The 21,639-nt window shown below is 52.7% G+C and carries 25 protein-coding genes and 1 pseudogene; 12 read left to right on the top strand and 14 right to left on the bottom strand.

Annotation, left to right across the window (positions count from 1 at the left end):
* The first annotated feature begins 217 nt into the window (after positions 1 to 217).
* Both arcB and mtgA read left to right on the top strand, forming a co-directional pair.
* Positions 218 to 2,637 (top strand): annotated as a pseudogene (gene arcB, locus P9J57_RS18640) (aerobic respiration two-component sensor histidine kinase ArcB).
* 796 nt (positions 2,638 to 3,433) lie between these two features.
* Complete coding sequence (mtgA, locus tag P9J57_RS18635; RefSeq protein ID WP_013024318.1) at positions 3,434 to 4,153, top strand: monofunctional biosynthetic peptidoglycan transglycosylase; 720 nt, start codon at positions 3,434 to 3,436, stop codon at positions 4,151 to 4,153.
* A gap of 2 nt (positions 4,154 to 4,155) precedes the next feature.
* Here the strand turns inward: mtgA and npr are convergent, their stop codons facing one another.
* The 11 genes from npr to P9J57_RS18580 all read right to left on the bottom strand — a co-directional run bounded on the left by npr (position 4,156) and on the right by P9J57_RS18580 (position 12,150).
* A complete protein-coding gene (gene npr / locus P9J57_RS18630) occupies positions 4,156 to 4,428 on the bottom strand; it encodes a PTS phosphocarrier protein NPr (protein ID WP_013024319.1) in 273 nt (90 codons plus the stop codon).
* Positions 4,425 to 5,279, bottom strand: a complete 855-nt coding sequence (rapZ, locus tag P9J57_RS18625; protein ID WP_013024320.1) for an RNase adapter RapZ — start codon at positions 5,277 to 5,279, stop codon at positions 4,425 to 4,427. Before rapZ ends, npr begins: the two co-directional genes overlap by 4 nt.
* A 49-nt stretch (positions 5,280 to 5,328) precedes the next feature.
* Complete coding sequence (ptsN, locus tag P9J57_RS18620) at positions 5,329 to 5,808, bottom strand: PTS IIA-like nitrogen regulatory protein PtsN (RefSeq protein ID WP_013024321.1); 480 nt, start codon at positions 5,806 to 5,808, stop codon at positions 5,329 to 5,331.
* Positions 5,809 to 5,960: 152 nt separating this feature from the next.
* Positions 5,961 to 6,248, bottom strand: a complete 288-nt coding sequence (gene hpf / locus P9J57_RS18615) for a ribosome hibernation promoting factor (RefSeq protein WP_013024322.1) — start codon at positions 6,246 to 6,248, stop codon at positions 5,961 to 5,963.
* Positions 6,249 to 6,269: 21 nt separating this feature from the next.
* Entirely contained in the window at positions 6,270 to 7,706 is a 1,437-nt protein-coding gene (gene rpoN, locus P9J57_RS18610) for an RNA polymerase factor sigma-54 (protein WP_013024323.1), read from the bottom strand.
* A gap of 48 nt (positions 7,707 to 7,754) precedes the next feature.
* The gene (gene lptB / locus P9J57_RS18605; RefSeq protein WP_013024324.1) at positions 7,755 to 8,480 is read right to left on the bottom strand and encodes an LPS export ABC transporter ATP-binding protein; all 726 of its coding nucleotides are present in this window, start codon (positions 8,478 to 8,480) and stop codon (positions 7,755 to 7,757) included.
* 5 nt (positions 8,481 to 8,485) lie between these two features.
* Positions 8,486 to 9,040 carry a lipopolysaccharide ABC transporter substrate-binding protein LptA gene (gene lptA / locus P9J57_RS18600; protein ID WP_014606756.1) on the bottom strand — a complete coding sequence of 185 codons (555 nt, stop codon included), beginning with the start codon at positions 9,038 to 9,040 and terminating at the stop codon, positions 8,486 to 8,488.
* On the bottom strand, positions 9,009 to 9,590 hold the full coding sequence (gene lptC / locus P9J57_RS18595) for an LPS export ABC transporter periplasmic protein LptC (protein ID WP_014606755.1): 582 nt from the start codon (positions 9,588 to 9,590) through the stop codon (positions 9,009 to 9,011). Before lptC ends, lptA begins: the two co-directional genes overlap by 32 nt.
* Positions 9,587 to 10,153, bottom strand: a complete 567-nt coding sequence (gene kdsC / locus P9J57_RS18590) for a 3-deoxy-manno-octulosonate-8-phosphatase KdsC (protein ID WP_013024327.1) — start codon at positions 10,151 to 10,153, stop codon at positions 9,587 to 9,589. The genes lptC and kdsC overlap by 4 nt, the downstream gene beginning before the upstream one ends.
* 13 nt (positions 10,154 to 10,166) lie before the next feature.
* Positions 10,167 to 11,153: an arabinose-5-phosphate isomerase KdsD gene (gene kdsD, locus P9J57_RS18585; RefSeq protein ID WP_013024328.1), complete on the bottom strand. Its 987-nt coding sequence runs from the start codon at positions 11,151 to 11,153 to the stop codon at positions 10,167 to 10,169.
* 16 nt (positions 11,154 to 11,169) lie between these two features.
* Positions 11,170 to 12,150: a calcium/sodium antiporter gene (locus P9J57_RS18580; protein WP_013024329.1), complete on the bottom strand. Its 981-nt coding sequence runs from the start codon at positions 12,148 to 12,150 to the stop codon at positions 11,170 to 11,172.
* Between the two features lie 212 nt (positions 12,151 to 12,362).
* Between P9J57_RS18580 and mlaF the strand changes: the two genes are divergently transcribed.
* The 7 genes from mlaF (at position 12,363) to murA (ending at position 17,173) form a co-directional block, all read left to right on the top strand.
* The gene (mlaF, locus tag P9J57_RS18575) at positions 12,363 to 13,178 is read left to right on the top strand and encodes a phospholipid ABC transporter ATP-binding protein MlaF (protein WP_014595153.1); all 816 of its coding nucleotides are present in this window, start codon (positions 12,363 to 12,365) and stop codon (positions 13,176 to 13,178) included.
* Between the two features lie 4 nt (positions 13,179 to 13,182).
* The gene (gene mlaE, locus P9J57_RS18570; protein ID WP_013024331.1) at positions 13,183 to 13,965 is read left to right on the top strand and encodes a lipid asymmetry maintenance ABC transporter permease subunit MlaE; all 783 of its coding nucleotides are present in this window, start codon (positions 13,183 to 13,185) and stop codon (positions 13,963 to 13,965) included.
* A gap of 4 nt (positions 13,966 to 13,969) precedes the next feature.
* Positions 13,970 to 14,524, top strand: a complete 555-nt coding sequence (gene mlaD / locus P9J57_RS18565) for an outer membrane lipid asymmetry maintenance protein MlaD (protein ID WP_014595154.1) — start codon at positions 13,970 to 13,972, stop codon at positions 14,522 to 14,524.
* A 16-nt stretch (positions 14,525 to 14,540) separates the two neighbouring features.
* The gene (gene mlaC, locus P9J57_RS18560) at positions 14,541 to 15,173 is read left to right on the top strand and encodes a phospholipid-binding protein MlaC (RefSeq protein WP_024472197.1); all 633 of its coding nucleotides are present in this window, start codon (positions 14,541 to 14,543) and stop codon (positions 15,171 to 15,173) included.
* Positions 15,173 to 15,469: a lipid asymmetry maintenance protein MlaB gene (gene mlaB, locus P9J57_RS18555; protein WP_013024334.1), complete on the top strand. Its 297-nt coding sequence runs from the start codon at positions 15,173 to 15,175 to the stop codon at positions 15,467 to 15,469. Before mlaC ends, mlaB begins: the two co-directional genes overlap by 1 nt.
* 122 nt (positions 15,470 to 15,591) lie before the next feature.
* A complete protein-coding gene (gene ibaG, locus P9J57_RS18550; RefSeq protein WP_010251880.1) occupies positions 15,592 to 15,849 on the top strand; it encodes a BolA family iron metabolism protein IbaG in 258 nt (85 codons plus the stop codon).
* A 64-nt stretch (positions 15,850 to 15,913) separates the two neighbouring features.
* A complete protein-coding gene (gene murA, locus P9J57_RS18545) occupies positions 15,914 to 17,173 on the top strand; it encodes a UDP-N-acetylglucosamine 1-carboxyvinyltransferase (RefSeq protein WP_014595155.1) in 1,260 nt (419 codons plus the stop codon).
* 73 nt (positions 17,174 to 17,246) lie between these two features.
* Here murA and P9J57_RS18540 read toward each other — a convergent pair whose 3' ends face one another.
* Together P9J57_RS18540 and ispB are read right to left on the bottom strand one after the other, a co-directional pair.
* Positions 17,247 to 17,528, bottom strand: a complete 282-nt coding sequence (locus tag P9J57_RS18540; protein ID WP_013024337.1) for a helix-turn-helix domain-containing protein — start codon at positions 17,526 to 17,528, stop codon at positions 17,247 to 17,249.
* Positions 17,529 to 17,760: 232 nt separating this feature from the next.
* Positions 17,761 to 18,732, bottom strand: coding sequence for an octaprenyl diphosphate synthase (gene ispB, locus P9J57_RS18535; RefSeq protein WP_013024338.1), 972 nt, complete (start codon positions 18,730 to 18,732; stop codon positions 17,761 to 17,763).
* Between the two features lie 255 nt (positions 18,733 to 18,987).
* On the opposite strand from ispB, the gene rplU reads away from it, so the two are divergent.
* From rplU to cgtA, 3 genes are all read left to right on the top strand, one after another.
* On the top strand, positions 18,988 to 19,299 hold the full coding sequence (gene rplU / locus P9J57_RS18530; RefSeq protein ID WP_013024339.1) for a 50S ribosomal protein L21: 312 nt from the start codon (positions 18,988 to 18,990) through the stop codon (positions 19,297 to 19,299).
* A 15-nt stretch (positions 19,300 to 19,314) separates the two neighbouring features.
* Positions 19,315 to 19,572, top strand: a complete 258-nt coding sequence (gene rpmA / locus P9J57_RS18525; RefSeq protein WP_009092448.1) for a 50S ribosomal protein L27 — start codon at positions 19,315 to 19,317, stop codon at positions 19,570 to 19,572.
* Between the two features lie 241 nt (positions 19,573 to 19,813).
* Positions 19,814 to 20,986 carry an Obg family GTPase CgtA gene (gene cgtA / locus P9J57_RS18520; protein ID WP_013024341.1) on the top strand — a complete coding sequence of 391 codons (1,173 nt, stop codon included), beginning with the start codon at positions 19,814 to 19,816 and terminating at the stop codon, positions 20,984 to 20,986.
* Positions 20,987 to 21,033: 47 nt separating this feature from the next.
* On the opposite strand, the gene P9J57_RS18515 is transcribed toward cgtA, so the two are convergent.
* Positions 21,034 to 21,459 (bottom strand): hotdog fold thioesterase, encoded by a 426-nt coding sequence (locus P9J57_RS18515; protein WP_019106705.1) that lies wholly within the window; start codon positions 21,457 to 21,459, stop codon positions 21,034 to 21,036.
* Positions 21,460 to 21,639 lie beyond the last annotated feature (180 nt).

Below are 21,639 nucleotides of genomic sequence, written 5' to 3'. Positions count from 1 at the left end.
AGAGGCAGGAATAGCCCGCCTTGCAAAATGGCGGCCTTACAGATTCATTGAGTTAGCACAATTAGTCAAGGGTTTTAGCATTAAGGAGCTGAACGTCGGCGAAGAGACCGTGTTTTGCACCATATAAGTGCATCCGCGCGGCGATCTTACCTTATGCACTGCGACGACAGCGAAATAAATACGCTATCATGTGGCTGTTCTCATCCAGGGAGTGTTTATGAAACAGATTCGCCTGCTGGCGCAATATTATGTTGATTTAATGGTCAAGCTTGGCCTGGTACGTTTCTCGCTGCTGCTGGCCTCCGCGCTGGTCGTGCTGGCGATGATTGTGCAGATGGCGGTCACCATGGTACTGCGTGGCCACGTCGAAAGTATCGATATGGTGCGTTCGGTCTTTTTTGGCCTCTTAATCACGCCCTGGGCGGTCTACTTCCTTTCTGTGGTGGTTGACCAACTGGAAGAGTCTCGTCAGCGTCTGGCAAGGCTGGTGGATAAGCTGGAAGAGATGCGCACGCGCGATCTCGAACTAAATCAACAGATGAAAGAGACCATCTCACAGCTTAATAATGAAATCGCCGATCGTAAAAAAGCTGAGGAAGCACGTGAGCAGGTGATGGCGAAGCTGCGTGAAGAGGTGGCGCGCCGCGAGCAGGCGCAAATTGAGCTGGAGCAACAGTCTTCCTTTCTGCGTTCGTTCCTGGATGCCTCACCGGATCTGGTCTTTTACCGCAATATCGACAAACAGTTTTCGGGCTGTAACCGGGCCATGGAGCTGTTAACCGGCAAAAGCGAAAAACAGCTTATTGGTCTGACGCCTCGCGACATCTATGACAACGATACGGCCACCAAGGTGCTGGAGACAGACGAAAAAGTCTTCCGGCATAACGTCTCGCTGACCTATGAGCAGTGGCTGCAGTATCCCGATGGCCGTAAAGCCTGTTTTGAGATCCGCAAAGTGCCCTATTATGACCGCGTGGGTAAGCGCAGTGGGCTGATGGGCTTCGGACGCGATATTACCGAGCGTAAACGCTATCAGGACGCGCTGGAGAGTGCCAGCCGCGAGAAGACCACCTTTATCTCAACGATCAGCCACGAGCTTCGTACGCCGCTTAACGGCATTGTCGGGCTCAGTCGCATCTTGCTGGATACCGATCTGAACCAGGAGCAGCTTAAGTACCTGAAAACGATCCACGTTTCCGCGATTACGTTGGGCAACATTTTCAATGACGTCATTGAAGTCGATAAGATCGAACGCCGCAAGGTTCAGTTGGATAACCAGCCGGTCGACTTCACCAGTTTCCTGGCCGATCTGGAAAACCTCTCAGGCCTGCTGGCACAGCCTAAAGGGTTGAAGTTTGTCATGGCGCCACAACTCCCACTGCCGCATAAGATCTCAACTGATGGCACGCGCCTGCGGCAGATTCTGTGGAATCTGATTGGTAACGCGGTGAAATTCACCCAGCAGGGAGAGATCGTCGTACGCGTCGCGTACGAGCAGGATGAAACGCTGCGCTTTGAGGTTCAGGACTCAGGGCAGGGGATTCGGCAGGAAGAGCAGGATAAAATTTTTGCGATGTATTATCAGGTTACCGATCAACACGGCGGGAAGCCGGCGACCGGAACCGGTATTGGTCTGGCAGTGTCACGCCGCCTGGCACAGGCCATGGGCGGGGATATCAGCGTAAACAGCGCACCGGGGCAGGGCTCCTGCTTTACCGTTGTGATAAAAGCGCCACGCATTGCAGAAGAAGTGGAAGATGAAGGCGTGGACGACCCGCTTCCGCTCCCGGCTTTGCACGTCCTGCTGGTGGAAGATATCGAGCTGAATGTCGTTGTTGCACGCTCGGTACTGGAAAAACTCGGATGCAGCGTAGAAGTGGCGATGACCGGCAAGGCGGCACTGGAGATGTTCGATCCGCTTGAGTTTGATCTGGTGCTGTTAGATATCCAACTGCCGGACATGACCGGGATGGATGTGTCACGCGCCATCCGTCAGCAACATCCAGACGCAAACCTGCCGCCGTTGGTTGCGTTAACGGCCAACGTGCTGAAAGACAAAAAAGAGTACTTCGACGCTGGCATGGACGACGTGCTTAGTAAGCCCCTTGCCGTGCCCGCGTTAACGGCCATCATTAAAAAGTTTTGGGACTATCAGTCTGAGAGCGATGCGCAGCCGGCCAGGTTCGTGAATAACAGTAAAACCGATGCAATACTGGATGTTCCTATGCTCGAACAATATCTGGATCTGGTGGGGCCGAAGCTGATTACGCAAAGCCTGACTATGTTTGAACAGATGATGCCGGGTTATCTTGAGGTGCTGGATTCCAACATGATGGCGCGTGACCAAAAAGGCATTGCGGAGGAAGGACATAAAATCAAGGGTGCAGCAGGCTCGGTTGGGTTACAGCATCTTCAGCAGGTGGCAAAGCAGATTCAAAGCCCTGAACTACCGGCATGGTGGGACAACGTGGGCGAATGGGTCGAAGAACTGAAGCGTGAATGGCAACACGATGTGCAGGTACTGCGCGAGTGGGTTGCTGAAAAACAGCGTTGATACAAAAAAATGACCCCAGCCGAAGCCGGGGTGCGCTAATACTGCGCCAACACCAGGGAAAAAGACGCTGCTGCTATGCTTAATGTTATTCATGCAACAGCGGGGTATTGGTTAACACTTGCAACACCTTAGCAAATTCAAATTACTTTGTGACAAGATTCATTAAAATTTGTGATGTTGAACCGCGTTTAAATACAGGAAACATTAATTCGACAACATAGTCAAGCAATGAATCAATTTTACCGTCGTATTGGTTGTTTTTTAATCAAACCTACTGTTTTTTGTACGGGCTTAAGCCAAATTTGTTAACAAAACCTGTGTTGCGCGCGGTAACCAAAATTTTTTGCCGTAGCTTGCGAGTAAAATAGATATAAACTTATGATAATAAAGAATAATGAAGAAAACAGGTCGATCGGACCCAAAACGTTTCGGGTCACCGGATCTTATCTCATCATCAAAAGGTTTTGCCGATAGAAAGTCTTTTATAATTCGGCAAAAACATAGAGTTGAAATAACGCTGTGTGACAAATAAATCCCTTAGCAAGGTCACTGAGTGAACATTTTATCAGCAGGTGCCGTGAGGGCTTTTTACAGTCCGCAGAATTATATATAAGTTTTGTGAAACATTGAGGTATGGGATTGTCACAAAATGGTATCATCTTTTTAGAACGGTGAGCGCATTACAAAAAAGATGGAACCGATTCCTTACGCTTGGAAGTAATTGAACTCATTCAAACTATTGTTGCATTCAGAATGCATTTTCATTGTTTTGTTATAAACGTTGCACAATGTAGCAGCGCATTTGTCAGTAAAAAAGTGTACGCCGGGCAGTGGTCACGCCTGAAATTAATTAACGCATAAAAATCTTGAGACGAGCGCATGAGTAAGCATAAAGGGAACCTGTGGCGGCGCGTGAAGCCTGTAGTGATGCGCATTGTGTTTATTTGGCTGGGGCTGTGGCTGGCGGGCATTCTGCTCTTTTCGTTCATTCCTGTCCCCTTTTCAGCCGTGATGGCAGAACGTCAGGTAGGTGCCTGGTTCAGGGGCGATTTTGGCTACGTCTCTCATTCGGACTGGGTAGGAGCAGATGAAATTTCACCCTGGATGAAACTGGCCGTCATCGCTTCTGAAGATCAACACTTCCCCGACCATTGGGGGTTTGACGTAGCGGCAATCCGGTCCGTACTGGACGACAGTGACAGCCGGATGCGTGGAGCATCCACGCTGTCACAGCAAACGGCAAAAAATCTGTTTTTATGGGATGGCCGGAGTTGGGTGCGTAAAGGACTGGAGGCGGGATTAACCGTCGGGCTGGAAACCGTATGGACCAAACGGAGGATCCTGACGGTTTATCTGAATATCGCGGAGTTTGGCAAAGGCACGTTCGGGGTAGAGGCGGCTTCACGCCGCTTCTTTCATAAACCTGCCAGCCGATTAACCCTGTCCGAAGCGGCGCTGCTGGCTGCTGTCTTGCCTAATCCGCTGCGCTTCCGCGCAGATGCACCTTCAGGCTATGTCCGTCAACGCCAGCAGTGGATCCTGCGCCAGATGCGTCAGCTGGGTGGCGAAGGCTTCCTGCAGCGCAATCACCTGAACTGACGTTAGTCTTCGTCGAATCCGGCTTCAAACAGTTCAATGACGGCAGCCAGGGCTTCCGTTTCCTGTGGACCGCTGGCTTCGATCTCAATATGACCGCCTTTGGCCGAATCCAGCATCAGCAACGCGATAACGCTGCTGGCTTCGGCCTCTGTTCCGCTCTCGTTACGCAACAGCACTTCGGCATCGAAACTCTGCACCAGTTCAAACAGCTTCATAGCAGGACGTGCATGCATGCCGAGCTTATTTCTGATTTCCACGGTTTGCTTAACGGTCATGATTTACGTTTTTCCAGCGTGCGATGACGAGACTGTACATTTTTACCCCGCGAGCGGAAATAGTCAGCCAGCTGTTCGGCAATATACACGGAGCGATGTTTGCCGCCAGTACAGCCAATCGCCACGGTAAGATAGCTACGGTTGTTGGTTTCCAGCATCGGCAACCAGAGTTCCAGATAGCTACGCGTCTGATATATGAAGTTATGGACTTCAGTATGGCGATCGAGGAACGCGGCCACGGGCCTGTCCAGACCGGTCATGGGACGTAATTTGGGATCCCAGTGCGGGTTAGGCAAAAAGCGCACGTCGAAAACGTAATCTGCATCAATAGGAATGCCGTGCTTGAAGCCAAACGATTCGAACACCATTGTCAGCTCACGCTCACGTTTACCCAGCAAGCGGGTACGCAGCATCTCCGCCAGTTCGTGTACCGACATCTCTGAAGTATCAATAATCAGATCGGCACGGGAACGCAGCGGCTCAAGCAGGTCGCTCTCTTCGTCAATCGCGCTTTCCAGCGACAGATTCTTGCTGGATAAGGGATGCAGACGGCGCGTATCACTGTAACGGCGGATCAACGTGTTGCGATCGGCATCAAGAAACAGCAACTGCGGTGAGAATGCTGAAGGCAAACTGCTGAGCGCCGTCTCAAAAATCTCAGGAGATTCGGGCATATTGCGTACGTCAATACTCACGGCCGCAGAGATATTGCGCTCGACCAGTGATTCAGCCAGTTGAGGCAACAGCACCACTGGCAGGTTATCAACGCAGTAAAAACCCATGTCTTCCAGCGCGCGAAGCGCCACTGACTTTCCCGAGCCTGACCGACCGCTGACGATCATCAGCACCATGACCTTCTCTCCCGTTTTAAAGCCGGCTTACGCCGGTAAATCACGCGCTTTATTGCTCTGTTTGTGCTTCGGTAATAATCGCATACAGTTCTTCATCGCTCTGCGCGGCACGCAGGCGACGGCAAACCGTTTTATCCGCCAGTCGTTTTGCCACTAACGACAGCGTATGTAAATGGGTTTTACACTGGTCAGCCGGCACCAGTAGCGCAAAAAGCAGATCGACAGGCTGGTTATCCACGGCATCAAAAGCGATGGGTTGCTCCAGGCTGATAAAGACGCCTACGGCCCGTAAAGTATCTTCCTCCAGCTTGCCGTGAGGGATCGCGATACCGTTACCGATACCGGTGCTCCCCATGCGCTCACGGGTTAGGATCGCTTCAAACAGCGTTTGATGCGGCAGGTTGAGCTGCTTAGCGGCCAGTTCGCTGATAATCTCCAGCGCCCGTTTTTTGCTTTGGCAGTGTACGCTACTGCGGGTGCAGTCTGGCGAAAGCACCGTGCTCAGTTCCAGTGTTAAATCATTGTTCATTGTCGTTTCACTTGCGAGTTCACATAGCCATCAACCCGGTACGTAAACATCACGTCGCGGAATAATGGCGCTGGCACAGATGACAAAACGGGGCGGTTAATCCGCCCCATCCTTTCAGCTTTGCGCGCCGGGCGCGCCTGCCAGCGTGAAGGTTAGTGTTTTTTTAGCTTGTCTTTATATTTGGTCAGTTGACGGGTCAACTTGTCAATCAATCCGTCAATTGCCGCATACATATCTTCCGCTTCAGATGTGGCGTGCAGCTCGCCACCGTTGACGTGCAGGGTTGCATCAGCAATCTGCGTCACCTTCTCAACTTTCAGGACAACATACACCTGATTGATATGATCAAAGTAATGTTCCAGTTTGGCAAATTTCGTTGTCACGAACTCACGCAGGGGTTCGGTGATTTCAACATTTTGCCCGGTAAGGTTCAGCTGCATAGGTCTTCCTTCTCATTTCTGTCAAACCAGCTGTTTACGCTGATTTGAAGGCGGTATGGACAAAGACTCGCGGTACTTAGCGACGGTTCGACGTGCCACTATTATCCCTTGATCAGATAACATGGAGGTCAGTTTACTGTCACTCAAGGGCTTGGCGGGGTTTTCCGCCGAGATTAATTTTTTCACCAGCGCACGAATAGCGGTAGATGACGCTTCTCCGCCACCTTCAGTATTAACATGACTGGAGAAAAAATACTTCAGTTCAAAAATGCCTCGTGGGCTGTGAAGGTATTTTTGCGTGGTCACGCGGGAAATCGTCGATTCATGCATGTCCACCGCCTGGGCAATATCGGCCAGCACCATAGGACGCATAAACTCTTCACCCTGGTCAAAAAAGGCCTGCTGCTGTTCCACAATACAGCGGGAGACTTTTAACAATGTCTCGTTACGGCTTTCAAGACTTTTAATCAGCCAGCGGGCTTCCTGCAAATTACTGCGGATAAACTGACTGTCGCTGTCGTTGCGTCCGGCTCCGCCCATGGCGGCATATTGCTGGTTGATCTTCAACCTGGGCAGGCTGTCGGTATTCAGCTCGACCGTCCAGCGCGTCGTCACTTTACGTACCAGCACATCGGGAATCACGTATTCGGGTTCACCGGTGTTAATCGACTGACCCGGGCGCGGATCGAGCGACTGAATCAGCAGCATCGCCTCTTTCAGTACGTCTTCTTTCAGACGCGTTACGCGCATCAGGCTGCGGAAATCGTGGTTCGCCAGCAAATCGAGATGGCTGCTGACGATCAATTTTGCTTCCGCCAGCATCGGCGTTTCAGGTGCATACTGCGACAGCTGCACCAGCAGGCAGTCGCGCAAATCACGCGCGCCGACGCCGACAGGATCGAAACGCTGAACGCGCTTTAACACGGCTTCGACTTCGTCGATTTCCAGCTCGTCGTTACCGATACTGTCGAGAATCTCTTCAAGTGAAACGGTAAGATAACCGGTGTCATCAATGGCATCGACGATAGAGGTCGCAATGGCACGGTCGTTATCGCTGAAGGGCGTTAACTCGACCTGCCACATAAGATAGTCCTGCAGTGACTGTGTGGTTTCGCCCTGATAAATCGGCAGCTCGTCATCCTGATAATCGGTGCCGGTTCCTGAAGGCGTGCCTGCGGTGTAAATCTCGTCCCACGTGGCGTCAAGCGGCAGCTCTTCAGGCATGTCCTTTTGTTCCAGCGCTTCTCGGGTATCCAGTCCCGCTTCGCCTTCCTGATACTCTTTCGCGTCTATTTCATCGTGCAGATCGGTTTGCTCAAGCAGGGGATTGCTTTCCAGCGCCAGCTGTAACTCTTGCTGGAGTTCGAGCGTAGAGAGCTGCAGCAGACGTATCGCCTGCTGCAGTTGTGGGGTCATCGCCAGTTGTTGGCTGAGCCTGAGTTGCAAACCTTGCTTCATAGACAGGATGGATATTCCCGGGTAAACATCAGTATTAACGACACCTTATCAGAGTCTGAACTCTTCACCCAAATAAACCCGTTTAACTTGCTCATCTGCAAGGACTTCATTCGGCGTACCGTGCGCAATCAGGTTTCCCTGACTGACGATATAGGCGCGTTCACAGACCGCCAGCGTTTCACGCACGTTGTGGTCGGTGATGAGAACACCAAGGCCACTGTCACGCAGGTGTTCAATGATTTTTTTGATGTCGATAACGGAAATCGGGTCGACCCCGGCAAAGGGTTCATCCAGCAGGATAAATTTCGGATTCGCTGCCAGCGCACGCGCAATTTCTACGCGACGGCGCTCACCACCCGACAGCGATTGCCCCATATTGTCGCGCAGATGAGCAATGTGAAACTCTTCCATTAGCTCGTTAGCCCGATCCTGTCGCTGCTCTTCGGTTAAGTCATCACGAATTTGCAGGACCGCCATCAGGTTGTCGTAAACGCTCAGGCGACGAAAGATTGAGGCTTCCTGCGGCAGATAGCCAATGCCGCGGCGCGCACGCGCATGAAGCGGCAGGATGCTGATATCTTCGTCATCAATAATGATGCGTCCCGCATCGCGCGGAACAATGCCCACCACCATGTAAAAGGTGGTCGTTTTACCCGCACCGTTTGGACCCAACAGCCCGACGATTTCACCGGACTTTACCTGCAGGCTGACGTCTTCAACCACGCGGCGGCCTTTATAAGCCTTTGCCAGGTTTTCTGCGATTAATGTGGCCATAGTGATCAGTTACTCTTTTTTTCGCTGTTGGTTGACGCGGGCTTATCCTGCAACTGCGACGGCACCAGCACGGTCGTTACGCGCTTGCTCTGGCCCTGGCTGTAAGCCTGCATTTTTTGCTCTTTTACCAGATAGGTGATGCGGTCGCCTTTGATGTTGCTGTCCAGTTGCTCAATGTAGGCGTTGCCGGTCAGCTCAACAAAGTCATTGGCAAGCTCATAATGCAGTTTGGACGCATGACCCTGAACCGGTTTGCCGTTGTCCTGCATCTGGTAAAAGGTGGCAGGGTTACCGTAAGCATCAACGATGGTTTTTTTACTGTCACCGCCCGGACGCGTGACCACCACTTTATCCGCAGTAATTTTGATCGATCCCTGGGTGACAATAACATTACCGGTGAAGGTCGCGACATTGCCTTGCAGATCCAGAGACTGATTCTCAGAGTCGATATTGACGGGTTTGTCCGAGTCACCGGTCAGCGCCAGAGCAGGCAGGCTGGTTGCAAGCAGCATACTGGCCAGTAAAAACTTAATGCGGTTTTTGTTCATTTTGAATTTCATAAGAAGTTTTGACCTTTTCGATTAACTCGGCGTTCTTTGTCCGTAAATTACCGCGCATTTTCATACCGGTAGAGTTAAAACTGCGGCCATATAACGTCACCTGGTCGTCAGAGGCGACGTCCTGCGTGACAAGATTGACCTGAGCGTTATCCGTTTTAATTCTCTCAAGCTCAGAATCTGGAGCCAGAGCATTCAGCTCAACATGGCCGTACAGATACAGCATACGATCTTTGGTAAGCTTTGCTTTATCTGAACGTACCGTCCAGGTCGGCATTTTATTTTCGTCATAGGTAGTCATCACCGGATTATCAAACCAGCTTATTCCGCTGTCTTCGTAATAGGTGACTTTGTCCGATATCAGCTTATAAGCCAGCCCGCCTTGCGGGTTGTAGACTACGGTATGCGAATTGGCACTAGTGTAGGTTGGCGTTTGATCATTATTCGCTACCGGCGCGCTGTTGTCGCCATCCCGGTTAGTGAAATTCCAGCCAATAAGCACCAGCGCAATCAAGGCCAGACCCAACGTTATCCAACGCCTGCTTTTACTCATACTGATTGCCCTTTGGCATCCTCGAATTTATTTTGCGCCATTAAGATGAGATCGCACAGCTCCCGCACCGCGCCGCGCCCACCGGCAATACGGGTAACGTAGTTCGCGCGCGTCAATAGCAATGGATGGGCATCGGCGACAGCCACGCTTAGCCCGACTTTCGCCATCACTGGCCAGTCAATCAGATCGTCGCCAATATAGGCGACCTGATCGTCAGAGAGCGACAGTGTATCCAGAAGTTCACCATAGGCCAAAAGCTTATCTGATTGCCCCTGATAAAGGTGGCGAATCCCGAGCGTTTTACAGCGGTCTTCCAGTAATTTGGCCGTGCGGCCGGTAATAATAGCCACTTCGACGTCAGAGGTCAGCAGGCAGCGAACGCCATAGCCATCGCGCACGTTAAAGGTTTTCAGCTCTTCGCCGCTGTTCCCCATATAAATCAGGCCATCCGACATCACACCGTCAACGTCGCAGATCAGCAGGCGAATTTTACTGGCGCGCGTCATGACATCTGAACTGACCGGGCCGTAGCACGTTTCTAAAGTGGCATTTTCCGACTGCATTATGTCTTCCTGTTTACACTACGCCAGCGCGCAGCATGTCATGCATATGTACCACACCCAACAGACGGTCGTCATCGGCCACCAGCAGGGAAGTAATGTTTTTGGTTTGCATCAAATTCAGCGCATCCACCGCCAGCACGTTAGGCCGCACGCGAATGCCACCCCGGGTCATGACTTCAGCGATAGTGGCGTGTTGAAAATCAATGCCCATATCAAAGATGCGGCGCAGGTCACCATCGGTAAAGATGCCCTCGATCTTCATCAGATCGTCCACGATAACCGTCAGGCCGAGATTTTTACGGGTAATTTCCAGCAGGGCATCACGCAGGGAAGCATCGCGAGTGACGTGCGGGAGTTCATCCCCGCTGTGCATAATGTCGCTGACGTGTAGCAGCAGCTTCCGGCCCAGCGCACCGCCCGGATGGGACAAGGCAAAGTCTTCTGGCGTAAAGCCGCGGGCTTCCAGCAGGGAAACGGCCAGCGCATCGCCCATGACCAGCGTTGCGGTTGTGCTGGTGGTGGGGGCCAGGCCGAGCGGACAGGCCTCCTGTGGGACTTTCACGCACAGGTGGATATCTGCGGCGCGGGCCATGGCGCTTTCAGGACGGCTTGTCATACAGATCAACGGAATCTTTTGGCGTTTCATTACCGGTATCAGCGCCAAAATCTCACTGGATTCGCCACTGTTAGATATCGCGATGACGACATCGTCTTTACCTACCATGCCAAGATCGCCATGGCTGGCTTCAGCGGGATGCACAAAGAACGCCGGCGTGCCGGTGCTGGCAAAGGTGGCCGCCATTTTTTTCCCGATATGGCCCGACTTGCCCATCCCCATGACCACCACTTTTCCCTGACAGGCATAAATCAGTGCGCAGGCGTCGGCGAAAGCCTCATTAATATATTGATCAAGCTGCTCCAGGCCTTCGCGCTCGATGCGTAATACCGTTTTACCGGCTTTCTGAAAATCAAAATTTACCGTTGGTTGCTGATATGACATGGCGAATCTGTCCTTGTTAGCCGTCCATAAACGCCGGCTGTAGCCACAGCAGCGTTACCCAGACGAAGAAACCACAGAGTAAAAGCGAGCCCGCCGTACGGCCAACCCGGCGACGACGCAGCAGACAAAGCATGGCGAACAGCACGCTGACACCCAGCATTATCCAGTAATCGCGCGCAAATGCGTGATAGTCTACGCTGCCGGGATGAATCAGGGCCGGCAGACCCAGAACGATAGCCAGATTATAAATATTGGCACCAATCAGGTTGCCGATAGCGATATCATCTTCACCTTTCAGCGCGCCCGCGATGACGGTTGCCAGCTCTGGCAGACTGGTGCCGACCGCGATGAGCGTCAGCCCCATGACCAACTCGCTGACGCCAAAGTAATCCGCAAATACGGTCGCGTTATCGATCACCATGTGCGTCGACATGGGCAGGATAATCAGTGCGACGGCCAGCCAGAGAAAGGCGACGGTATTTCCGCTCTCTTCACGCGGCAGTTCGGCTAATTGTTCGCGCGTTAACGTATCGTTATTGTCCTTCTCTGCTTTGCGCGCGATGCGGATGGTCACTATCAGATAAATCGCGGCGATAGCAATCAGTGCAAGGCCATCCAGGCGACTAAGATAGTTATCAAATAACATGATGCCGCTAAGAAGTGAGACCAGCACCATCAGCGGCAGTTCACGGCGTATTAAATTGGAATGGATGCTCAGGGGATGCAGCAAGGCCGCGCCACCGAGAATCAAAAGAATGTTGGTGATGTTTGAGCCAAGCGCGGTGCCCACCGCCAGATCCATCTGTCCGTACTGCGCTGCCGAGAAAGAGAGAATGATCTCCGGGAGCGAGGTGCCGATACTGACGACGGTCATGCCGATGATCAAGGGCGGGATGCCAAAGGATCGACAAAGTATTGCAGCACTAAACACCAGACGATCGGCACCATAAGCCAGTAAAAGCAGTCCGATAATCAGCAGTGCGGTAGCGACGAACATGAAAAATCCTTGCTTAAAACCCCTGTCGGCTCGCCTTCAGGTTCTTTGTGACAAAACAGGCGCTGATTTTGACCTTCTGAGCGGCAAAAGTAAATTTTATGACCGTTTTCGCCAAATCTTTGTATTAAGTTTCTGTAAAGCTATCGTGCGTTTAGCCTTAACAGGCTACCATCGTACCCTATGTTGACGCCCGATCCGTAATAGAGGTGATAATGATCCAACAAAAAACGAACCTGGTTGAGGTTCGTGGCGTGAGTTTTTCACGTGGCGATCGCAAAATTTTCGACGATATTTCGCTGACGGTGCCAAAAGGTAAAGTGACGGCGATTATGGGGCCGTCGGGGATCGGGAAAACAACGCTGCTACGCTTAATTGGCGGGCAACTGCAACCTGACAGCGGTGAGATCTGGTTTCGGGATGAGAACATTCCGACATTGTCGCGCACAAAGTTGTATGAAGCGCGTAAAAAGATGAGCATGTTGTTTCAGTCAGGCGCGCTGTTTACCGACTTAACGGTATACGAAAATGTGGCCTGGCCGCTGCGTGAACATACCCGGCTGCCCGCGCCGATTTTACACAGTACCGTACTGATGAAGCTGGAAGCCGTGGGTCTACGCGGTGCTGCGCAGCTGAAGCCTGCGGAGCTGTCAGGCGGGATGGCTCGCAGGGTTGCGCTGGCGCGCGCGATTGCGCTTGAGCCTGAACTCATTATGTTCGATGAACCCTTTGTAGGGCAGGATCCCATTACCATGGGCGTGCTGGTTAAGCTTATTGATGAACTGAATCATGCGCTGGGCCTGACCTGCATCGTGGTTTCCCACGACGTGCCCGAAGTGTTGAGTATTGCTGATTACGCCTACATTGTGGCAGGACAAAAAATTATTGCGCACGGCACGACGCCAGACCTGCGTGCTAACAACGATCCCCGTGTGCGCCAGTTTATTGACGGCATTGCGGATGGGCCAGTGCCGTTTCGTTTTCCGGCGGGCGACTATTTGGCCGACTTAACCGGCTCAGGGAGAATCTAAGCTGATGTTGTTGAAAGCACTGGCGTCGTTAGGACGCCGGGGAATAGGAACCTGCGCCAGCTTTGGGCGTGCCGGTTTAATGCTTTTTCATGCGCTGGTCGGTAAGCCCGCGTTCCGTAAACACTTTCCGCTGCTGATCAAACAGCTTTACAGCATCGGCGTACTGTCTCTGGTCATCATTGTCGTCTCCGGTCTGTTTATTGGCATGGTGCTGGGCCTCCAGGGCTATCTGGTGTTAACCACCTATGGCGCTGAAACCAGTCTGGGCATGCTGGTGGCGCTGTCGCTGCTGCGTGAACTGGGTCCGGTTGTGACGGCGCTGCTGTTTGCAGGGCGCGCAGGATCGGCCTTAACGGCAGAAATCGGGCTGATGAAAGCCACGGAGCAACTCTCCAGTATGGAGATGATGGCGGTCGATCCCCTGCGCCGTGTCGTTTCGCCGCGCTTTTGGGCGGGTTTTATCAGCATGCCGCTGCTGGCGTTAATCTTTACTGCTGTAGGGATTACGGGCGGAGCGCTGGTAGGCGTGAGCTGGAAAGGGATTGACCCTGGCTTCTTCTGGTCGGCGATGCAAAACGCCGTCGATTTTCGTAGCGATGTGGTCAACTGCATTATTAAAAGCGCTGTGTTTGCCGTCACTGTCACCTGGATTGCATTGTTCAACGGTTACGATGCCATCCCGACCTCTGAAGGGATTAGCCGCGCCACGACGCGCACCGTGGTGCATGCATCACTGGCGGTGCTCGGTTTAGATTTTGTGCTGACAGCACTGATGTTTGGGAATTGATGCGATGCAAAGCAAAAAAAGCGAAATTTGGGTTGGCGTGTTTATGATCATGGCAATGATTGCCGTGTTGTTTCTCTGCCTGCGCGTGGCAGATCTCAAATCTTTAGGTACGGAGCCCACCTGGAAACTGTATGCCACCTTCGATAACATCGGCGGCCTGAAAGCCAGTTCGCCAGTGAAAATTGGCGGCGTGGTGATTGGGCGCGTAACGGACATTTCTCTTGAACCTAAAACGTTACTGCCGCGCGTCACAATGGATATCAGTGATAAATATGCCAATCAGATTCCGGATACCAGTTCGCTGGCGATCCGCACTCAGGGGTTACTGGGCGAGCAGTTTCTGTCGTTAAATATCGGCTTTGACGATCCTGAGCTAGGATCGTCAATGCTGAATGACGGCGGGACGATTCGCGATACCAAGTCGGCGATGGTGCTGGAAGATTTGATTGGCCAGTTCCTGTATAAAAGCGGCGACAATAAAGGCAACAAGCAAACCAGTGACAGTAAGGACGCGCAGGGCGGCGAGATGGCCGCACCGGCAGCAGCGGCTCAACCTTAAATAGAGGGATAACATGATGTTTAAACGTTTTCTGATGATCGCCATGCTGGTGGTCACGCCACTGGCAGCCACCGCGGCCGATCAAAGCAATCCTTATAAACTGATGAACGAAGCGGCTAACAAAACGTTCACCCGTCTCAAGAACGAACAGCCGAAAATTAAGCAGGATCCAAACTATCTGCGTGAGATCGTTCGTCAGGAGCTCCTGCCTTACGTGCAAATCAAATATGCCGGTGCATTAGTGCTGGGCCGCTTCTACCGCGATGCCACACCGGCACAGCGTGAAGCTTATTTCAAAGCGTTTGGCGACTATCTGGCTCAGGCTTATGGCCAGGCGCTGGCCCTGTATCACGGTCAGACTTATCAGATTGAACCTGAGAAGCCGATTGGCAACACCAATATTGTGGCTATCCGCGTGACCATTATCGATCCTCAGGGCCGTCCGCCTGTACGCCTCGACTTCCAGTGGCGTAAGAACAGCCAGACCGGCAACTGGCAGGCTTTCGATATGATCGCGGAAGGCGTGAGCATGATCACCACCAAACAGAATGAGTGGGGCGATCTGCTGCGTACCAAGGGGATCGATGCGCTGACCGCTCAGCTGGAAGCCTCAGCGAAACAGCCTATCACCCTGGATCAAAACAAATAATGCAGGCATCACTGCACTGGTCACGCGAGGCAAACACGCTGCGGCTGGAAGGCGAGCTGGATCGTGACACGCTGCTGAGTCTGTGGGAGCAGCGTGAAGCGCTGGTTAACGCGGTCGAACTGATCGATGTTTCCGCCCTGCAAAGGGTGGATTCATCGGGACTTGCGCTGCTGGTTCACCTGCGGGAGATTACCTCGCAGCAGGGAGGCTCGCTGCGCTTTGTGGGAATCGGCGACAAATTGCAGTCGTTGATCACCCTTTACAACCTGCAACAAATTATTGTTTCTGCGGATTAAAGCGCCTGAACTGGCCTTTCTCGTCAAAGCCCCGGTCCCGTACAGGGGCTTTTGCGTATTTAAGAATCAGGCACTTTCCTCTACTATGTCAGCCTTATTATTATTAAGTGAAGTTAAGAGCAATGGAAAACAGTGAGATTCAGGCCGTGCTGATGGCAGCGCTGCCCTTAGATGAAGTTCATGTCATGAGCAATGATGGCAGCCATTTCCAGGTTATCGCCGTGGGTGAGCTGTTTGGTGAGTTAAGCCGCGTGAAGAAGCAGCAGGCTGTCTATGCGCCGCTGATGGAATTTATTGCGGACAACCGTATTCATGCCGTCTCCATCAAAACTTACACGCCTGCAGAGTGGGCGCGTGACCGTAAACTCAACGGTTTTTGATTCCCTCCGGGGCTGCTCGCCTGAGCGTGACCGTTTTATAGCCAGTTAATTGAGAACCGTGTTAATGGATAAATTTCGTGTGCAAGGCCCCACCCGCTTAAGTGGTGAAGTCACTATTTCCGGCGCGAAAAACGCCGCGCTACCCATTCTGTTTGCTGCTTTGCTGGCTGAAGAGCCGGTAGAGATCACGAATGTGCCAAAGCTGCGTGACATCGACACCACCATGAAGCTGTTGACGCAATTGGGTGCAAAGGTTGAGCGCAACGGTTCTGTACACGTTGATGCCAGCGGTGTAGACGTTTTTTGTGCGCCTTACGAACTGGTGAAAACCATGCGTGCCTCAATTTGGGCGCTGGGTCCGCTGGTGGCGCGTTTTGGCCAGGGCGAAGTGTCACTGCCGGGCGGCTGCGCCATCGGTGCGCGTCCGGTTGACCTGCATATTACGGGCCTTGAGCAGTTAGGTGCAGAGATCAAGCTGGAAGAAGGTTATGTCAAAGCATCCGTTAACGGACGCCTGAAGGGCGCGCTGATCGTGATGGACAAAGTCAGCGTGGGCGCGACCGTCACCATCATGAGCGCAGCGACGCTGGCAACCGGCACTACCGTGATTGAGAATGCGGCGCGTGAACCTGAAATCGTTGATACCGCCAACTTCCTCAACACGCTGGGCGCCAAAATCAGCGGTGCCGGTACCGATAAAATTACTATCGAAGGCGTCGAGCGTCTGGGCGGCGGCGTTTACCGTGTACTGCCCGATCGCATTGAAACCGGCACCTTCCTGGTTGCGGCAGCCATCTCCGGCGGTAAAGTCATCTGCCGAAATGCACAGCCCGATACGCTGGATGCGGTGCTGGCGAAGCTGCGCGATGCAGGGGCAGACATCGAAACCGGTGAAGACTGGATCAGCCTGGATATGCACGGCAAGCGACCTAAAGCGGTTAACGTGCGTACGGCTCCCCATCCGGGATTCCCGACCGATATGCAGGCACAGTTTACCTTGCTGAATCTGGTGGCAGAAGGAACGGGTTTGATTACCGAAACCATCTTCGAAAACCGCTTTATGCATATCCCTGAGCTGATTCGTATGGGCGCGCATGCAGAAATTGAGAGCAATACTGCAATCTGTCACGGTGTAGAAACCTTGTCAGGTGCGCAGGTGATGGCAACGGATCTTCGTGCCTCGGCCAGTCTGGTCTTGGCAGGCTGTATTGCGGAAGGAACAACGCTGGTCGATCGTATTTACCATATTGACCGTGGCTACGAGCATATCGAAGATAAGCTCAAAGCGATGGGGGCGAATATTGAGCGCATCAGCGGCGAATAATCTCGCGGCGTCGTGCTAATGAAACCAGCCTTATCACAAGGCTGGTTTTTTTTCGGCTACCGATCGCGTTACGCTAGCTTTTGGTCTCGTTGTGAGTCGGTCGCACACGCTTTTTGCGATCCAGGAGACAATGGGTTTCGGGATCGTAATAACGACTTGGCCATATCTCTGACGGATGAACATTGATCGCATCGGCAATCAGCCATTCGCCTTTGGGCCAGGGGCGCGAGAGCGCGTTGGCCAGGGTTGATGAACTTAATCCCGACTGACGTGAAAGCGCCGCCAGCGTGGTGCCACGTTTACGTAGTGCGGCAATGATATCGGCGGGATGCCAGTCCTCTGTCCTGCTCTGCATAACCTTTTCTCCTTGTCCTTGTCAGTGCGTAACGCGCGAGTGATGCTGACTTGTCTACATCCTATCTGGAAAGTTGTCGAATTTTATATCAGAAAATTTCCATAAGATTCCAGTAATATTTAGGCAAGCAGACAGAACTGAGCGGCCTGACGCAAAAGGAGTGTAACGCGTGAAAGAAGAAGGGGAGTGGGAGAAGGTCACGGAGCCGTGGTGGCTCCGTCAGGAACAGAAATCAGAAATCGCGTTGGACTGACATATGCGCCAGCGCTTCCAGGGCTGAGCGCCACGGGGTTTCTGGCAGAATCTGCAAGGCTGCAATGGCTTTATCGGCCTCTTGCTCCGCACGCTGACGCGTCCATTCCAGTGAGCCACACTGGTTCATCGCTTCCAGAACGGGCGCCAGTAAATGGCGACCGTTGCCCTGTTCGATGGCATCGCGGATCATCTTCGCCTGCTCAGGCGAACCATGGTTCATGGCGTGAAGCAGTGGCAGGGTGGGTTTACCTTCGCTGAGGTCGTCACCGGTATTTTTACCCAGGGTTTCCCCATCGGCACTGTAGTCAAGTAAATCGTCAATTAACTGGAAAGCGGTTCCCAGATAGCGCCCATAATCCTGTAGGGCTTTTTCCTGCGCTGGCGTTGCCTCCGCTAAAATCGCCGAGGCCTGAGAGGCGGCTTCGAATAAGCGAGCTGTTTTGCTGTAGATCACCCGCATATAGCTCTCTTCTGTGATGTCAGGATCGTTGACGTTCATCAGCTGAAGCACTTCCCCTTCCGCGATAACGTTCACCGCTTCAGACATCAGCGCCAGGATACGTAGCGATCCCATGCTGGTCATCATCTGGAAGGCGCGAGTATAAATAAAATCACCGACCAGCACGCTGGCTGCATTACCAAATGCAGCGTTCGCGGTGGCCTTGCCACGGCGCATATCGGATTCATCCACGACATCGTCATGCAATAGCGTGGCGGTGTGGATAAATTCGATCAGCGCCGCGTTGGTGACGTGGAGATCGCCCTGATAACCCATGGCGCGCGCCGACAGCACGGCAATCATGGGGCGAATGCGTTTACCGCCGCCACTGATGATGTAATAACCCAGCTGGTTGATGAGCGAGACATCTGAATTCAGCTGGTCGAGTATGGTCTGGTTAACGGCAGCCATGTCCTGTGCGGTTAATTCGTTAATCTGTTCTAAGTTCATTCGTCTTTTCAGCTATGACTCGTTTCTTTGCCATGGTAAGCGGTTTTACCCAGCCAGCGTTCAGTAATCTGTTACTGATTGTACTTGAATTTTCAGGTTGAGAAACGTTTGCATTGAGCCTGTGTTTTTTTTCTGCAAGAGTGTGCAAAGTGCTCTTGTCTTCTGTTTGAGTTTTGCGTAGAATTCGCGCCCTATTGTGAATATTTAGCGCGCCGCCTGATGAACTGAAAGGCAAGCGCAGAAGCGGAGTTTTATATGTACGCGGTTTTCCAAAGTGGTGGTAAACAACACCGAGTAAGCGAAGGTCAGACCGTTCGCCTGGAAAAGCTGGACATCGCAACCGGTGAAACCATTGAGTTTGACCAGGTTCTGATGATTGCAAATGGCGAAGACGTGAAAATCGGCGCGCCACTGGTTTCAGGCGGTGTGATCAAGGCAGAAGTTGTTGCTCATGGTCGTGGCGAGAAAATTAAGATCGTTAAGTTTCGTCGTCGTAAGCACTACCGTAAGCAAGCTGGCCATCGCCAGTGGTTCACTGATGTGAAAATCACTGGTATCACGGCGTAAGAGGAGATCTGACAAATGGCACATAAAAAGGCTGGTGGTTCGACTCGAAATGGTCGTGACTCCAATGCAAAACGTCTGGGCGTAAAACGTTTCGGTGGCGAATCTGTTCTGGCAGGTAGCATCATCGTTCGTCAGCGTGGCACCAAATTCCACGCAGGTAGCAACGTTGGTTGTGGTCGTGACCACACCCTGTTTGCTACTGCAGACGGCAAAGTAAAATTCGAAGTTAAAGGTCCGAACAACCGTAAATACATCAGCATCGTTGCTGAGTAAGGTTGTCGTGACGCAGACGGTTAACGTCTGAACGCACGAATTGAAGGCCCCGCAACTGTTGCGGGGCTTTTTACATTCTGCGACCCCTTGCCCGACAGGCGACATCGCCTGAATGTTTGCTGTACACTTTATGTACACGCTGGCGTCAGCCAGTTTTGATTTATCCGCCGCTGGTCGCGCAGAAGACCCTGGCGGACCCGTCTGCAGCGTATTGCAGACGATTGTGTGACGGAGAAAGAAAATGAAGTTTGTAGATGAAGCGACAATTTTGGTCGTCGCAGGTGATGGCGGTAATGGTTGTGTCAGTTTCCGCCGTGAAAAATATATCCCGAAAGGCGGCCCGGACGGCGGTGATGGCGGTGACGGCGGCGACGTATTCTTAGTGGCTGACGAAAACCTTAACACCCTGATCGATTATCGTTTCGAAAAGTCGTTCCGCGCCGAGCGGGGACAGAATGGTCAGAGTCGCGACTGTACCGGTAAGCGTGGTAAAGATATCACCGTTAAAGTGCCGGTAGGAACCCGTGTTATCGACCAGGGAACGGGCGAAACGCTGGGCGATATGACGCGCCACCAGCAGACCCTGATGGTGGCAAAAGGCGGCTGGCACGGTCTGGGAAATACCCGCTTTAAATCGTCGGTAAACCGCAGTCCGCGTCAAAAAACCATGGGTACGCCCGGTGAGAAACGCGACCTGCAGCTGGAGCTGATGCTGTTGGCTGACGTAGGCATGCTGGGTTTACCTAACGCCGGGAAATCGACCTTTATCCGTGCGGTTTCTGCTGCTAAACCAAAAGTGGCGGACTATCCCTTTACTACGCTGGTGCCAAGCCTGGGCGTGGTGCGTATGGATAGCGAGCAGAGCTTTGTGGTGGCCGATATCCCCGGCCTGATTGAAGGCGCAGCCGAGGGCGCAGGTTTAGGTATTCGCTTCCTGAAGCACCTGGAACGCTGCCGCGTGCTGCTGCACCTGATCGACATTGCGCCCATTGACGAGAGCGATCCGGTTGAGAACGCCCGTATTATTTTGGGTGAGCTGGAGAAATACAGCGATAAGCTGTTTAACAAGCCGCGCTGGCTGGTATTCAACAAAGTCGATCTGATTGATGAAGAAGAAGCTCAGGCGCGTGCAAAAGCCATTGCCGAGGCGCTGGGTTGGGAAGATAAATACTATCTTATCTCTGCCGCCAGCCGTCAGGGCGTTACGGACCTGTGCTGGGACGTCATGAGCTTTATCAACGCCAATCCGAAAGAAGCTGACGTTGAAGAAAAACAGCCGGAGAAAGTGGAGTTCATGTGGGACGATTACCACAAAGAAGCCATTGAAACCGCGGCGGTTGAAGAAGATGAAGAGTGGGATGACGACTGGGATGAGGATGACGACGAAGGCGTCGAAATCATCTACCAGCGCTAGACCGCTTATGACTGCCCCCTTTCCACCGGAACGGGGGCAGATTTCTTTCAGGGCTGCGCCAGCACCGCAACGGTAAGCCGTGCGCTACAGCATAATTTATCCTGCTCGTGACGAATCTCAATCTGCCACGTCTGATTCCGCTTCCCCACATGCAGCGGACGACAGATACCGCGCACCATACCACCTGAAACGGCCCGATGATGGCTGGCATTCACTTCGATGCCCACCACGCGGCTGCCATCCTCTGATGCCAGATAACCCGCCACAGAACCCAGCGTTTCGGCTAACACCACTGAGGCGCCGCCGTGCAGCAGGCCAAAGGGCTGCTGCGTGCGGCTGTCTACTGGCATGGTGGCTTCAAGATAGTCATCACCCACTGCGGTGAAAATGATGCCCACATGCGCCACCAGCGTATGAGTGCTCTGCGCATTGAGCGCATCCAGACAAACTACGCGTTTCCAGATCGTTGCCATTGTCAGGCTCCCAGGGTTGCGCCATCGTCTTCCACGCTGCGATGTCACATGACGTAACGCAGAGGCGAAAGAATTAGCGTAGTGATAACCGCCTGCGGCTGTCCAGTTTTACATCAGCATTGCATCTCAAGGGTAAAAGAAGGGCGTTTACTGGGCCGGGCGACAGGGCGTTGCAGCCTC

It is taken from the genome of Pantoea sp. nfd-35 (assembly GCF_056892255.1).
The sequence above is the reverse complement of the archived record's forward strand: the minus strand, read 5'-3'. Positions and strand labels throughout refer to the sequence as shown.

What these genes read in the sequence shown, in the direction of transcription:
- cgtA (WP_013024341.1), top strand. Translation starts at nt 19,814, where the DNA reads ATGAAGTTTGTAGATGAAGCGACAATTTTGGTCGTCGCAGGTGATGGC.
- kdsD (WP_013024328.1), bottom strand. Translation starts at nt 11,153, where the DNA reads ATGTCATATCAGCAACCAACGGTAAATTTTGATTTTCAGAAAGCCGGT.
- mtgA (WP_013024318.1), top strand. Translation starts at nt 3,434, where the DNA reads ATGAGTAAGCATAAAGGGAACCTGTGGCGGCGCGTGAAGCCTGTAGTG.
- mlaC (WP_024472197.1), top strand. Translation starts at nt 14,541, where the DNA reads ATGTTTAAACGTTTTCTGATGATCGCCATGCTGGTGGTCACGCCACTG.
- ibaG (WP_010251880.1), top strand. Translation starts at nt 15,592, where the DNA reads ATGGAAAACAGTGAGATTCAGGCCGTGCTGATGGCAGCGCTGCCCTTA.
- rpoN (WP_013024323.1), bottom strand. Translation starts at nt 7,706, where the DNA reads ATGAAGCAAGGTTTGCAACTCAGGCTCAGCCAACAACTGGCGATGACC.
- lptC (WP_014606755.1), bottom strand. Translation starts at nt 9,590, where the DNA reads ATGAGTAAAAGCAGGCGTTGGATAACGTTGGGTCTGGCCTTGATTGCG.
- ispB (WP_013024338.1), bottom strand. Translation starts at nt 18,732, where the DNA reads ATGAACTTAGAACAGATTAACGAATTAACCGCACAGGACATGGCTGCC.
- kdsC (WP_013024327.1), bottom strand. Translation starts at nt 10,153, where the DNA reads ATGCAGTCGGAAAATGCCACTTTAGAAACGTGCTACGGCCCGGTCAGT.
- P9J57_RS18515 (WP_019106705.1), bottom strand. Translation starts at nt 21,459, where the DNA reads ATGGCAACGATCTGGAAACGCGTAGTTTGTCTGGATGCGCTCAATGCG.
- rplU (WP_013024339.1), top strand. Translation starts at nt 18,988, where the DNA reads ATGTACGCGGTTTTCCAAAGTGGTGGTAAACAACACCGAGTAAGCGAA.
- mlaD (WP_014595154.1), top strand. Translation starts at nt 13,970, where the DNA reads ATGCAAAGCAAAAAAAGCGAAATTTGGGTTGGCGTGTTTATGATCATG.
- rapZ (WP_013024320.1), bottom strand. Translation starts at nt 5,279, where the DNA reads ATGGTGCTGATGATCGTCAGCGGTCGGTCAGGCTCGGGAAAGTCAGTG.
- mlaE (WP_013024331.1), top strand. Translation starts at nt 13,183, where the DNA reads ATGTTGTTGAAAGCACTGGCGTCGTTAGGACGCCGGGGAATAGGAACC.
- mlaF (WP_014595153.1), top strand. Translation starts at nt 12,363, where the DNA reads ATGATCCAACAAAAAACGAACCTGGTTGAGGTTCGTGGCGTGAGTTTT.
- rpmA (WP_009092448.1), top strand. Translation starts at nt 19,315, where the DNA reads ATGGCACATAAAAAGGCTGGTGGTTCGACTCGAAATGGTCGTGACTCC.
- ptsN (WP_013024321.1), bottom strand. Translation starts at nt 5,808, where the DNA reads ATGAACAATGATTTAACACTGGAACTGAGCACGGTGCTTTCGCCAGAC.
- lptB (WP_013024324.1), bottom strand. Translation starts at nt 8,480, where the DNA reads ATGGCCACATTAATCGCAGAAAACCTGGCAAAGGCTTATAAAGGCCGC.
- lptA (WP_014606756.1), bottom strand. Translation starts at nt 9,040, where the DNA reads ATGAAATTCAAAATGAACAAAAACCGCATTAAGTTTTTACTGGCCAGT.
- npr (WP_013024319.1), bottom strand. Translation starts at nt 4,428, where the DNA reads ATGACCGTTAAGCAAACCGTGGAAATCAGAAATAAGCTCGGCATGCAT.
- P9J57_RS18580 (WP_013024329.1), bottom strand. Translation starts at nt 12,150, where the DNA reads ATGTTCGTCGCTACCGCACTGCTGATTATCGGACTGCTTTTACTGGCT.
- P9J57_RS18540 (WP_013024337.1), bottom strand. Translation starts at nt 17,528, where the DNA reads ATGCAGAGCAGGACAGAGGACTGGCATCCCGCCGATATCATTGCCGCA.
- murA (WP_014595155.1), top strand. Translation starts at nt 15,914, where the DNA reads ATGGATAAATTTCGTGTGCAAGGCCCCACCCGCTTAAGTGGTGAAGTC.
- hpf (WP_013024322.1), bottom strand. Translation starts at nt 6,248, where the DNA reads ATGCAGCTGAACCTTACCGGGCAAAATGTTGAAATCACCGAACCCCTG.
- mlaB (WP_013024334.1), top strand. Translation starts at nt 15,173, where the DNA reads ATGCAGGCATCACTGCACTGGTCACGCGAGGCAAACACGCTGCGGCTG.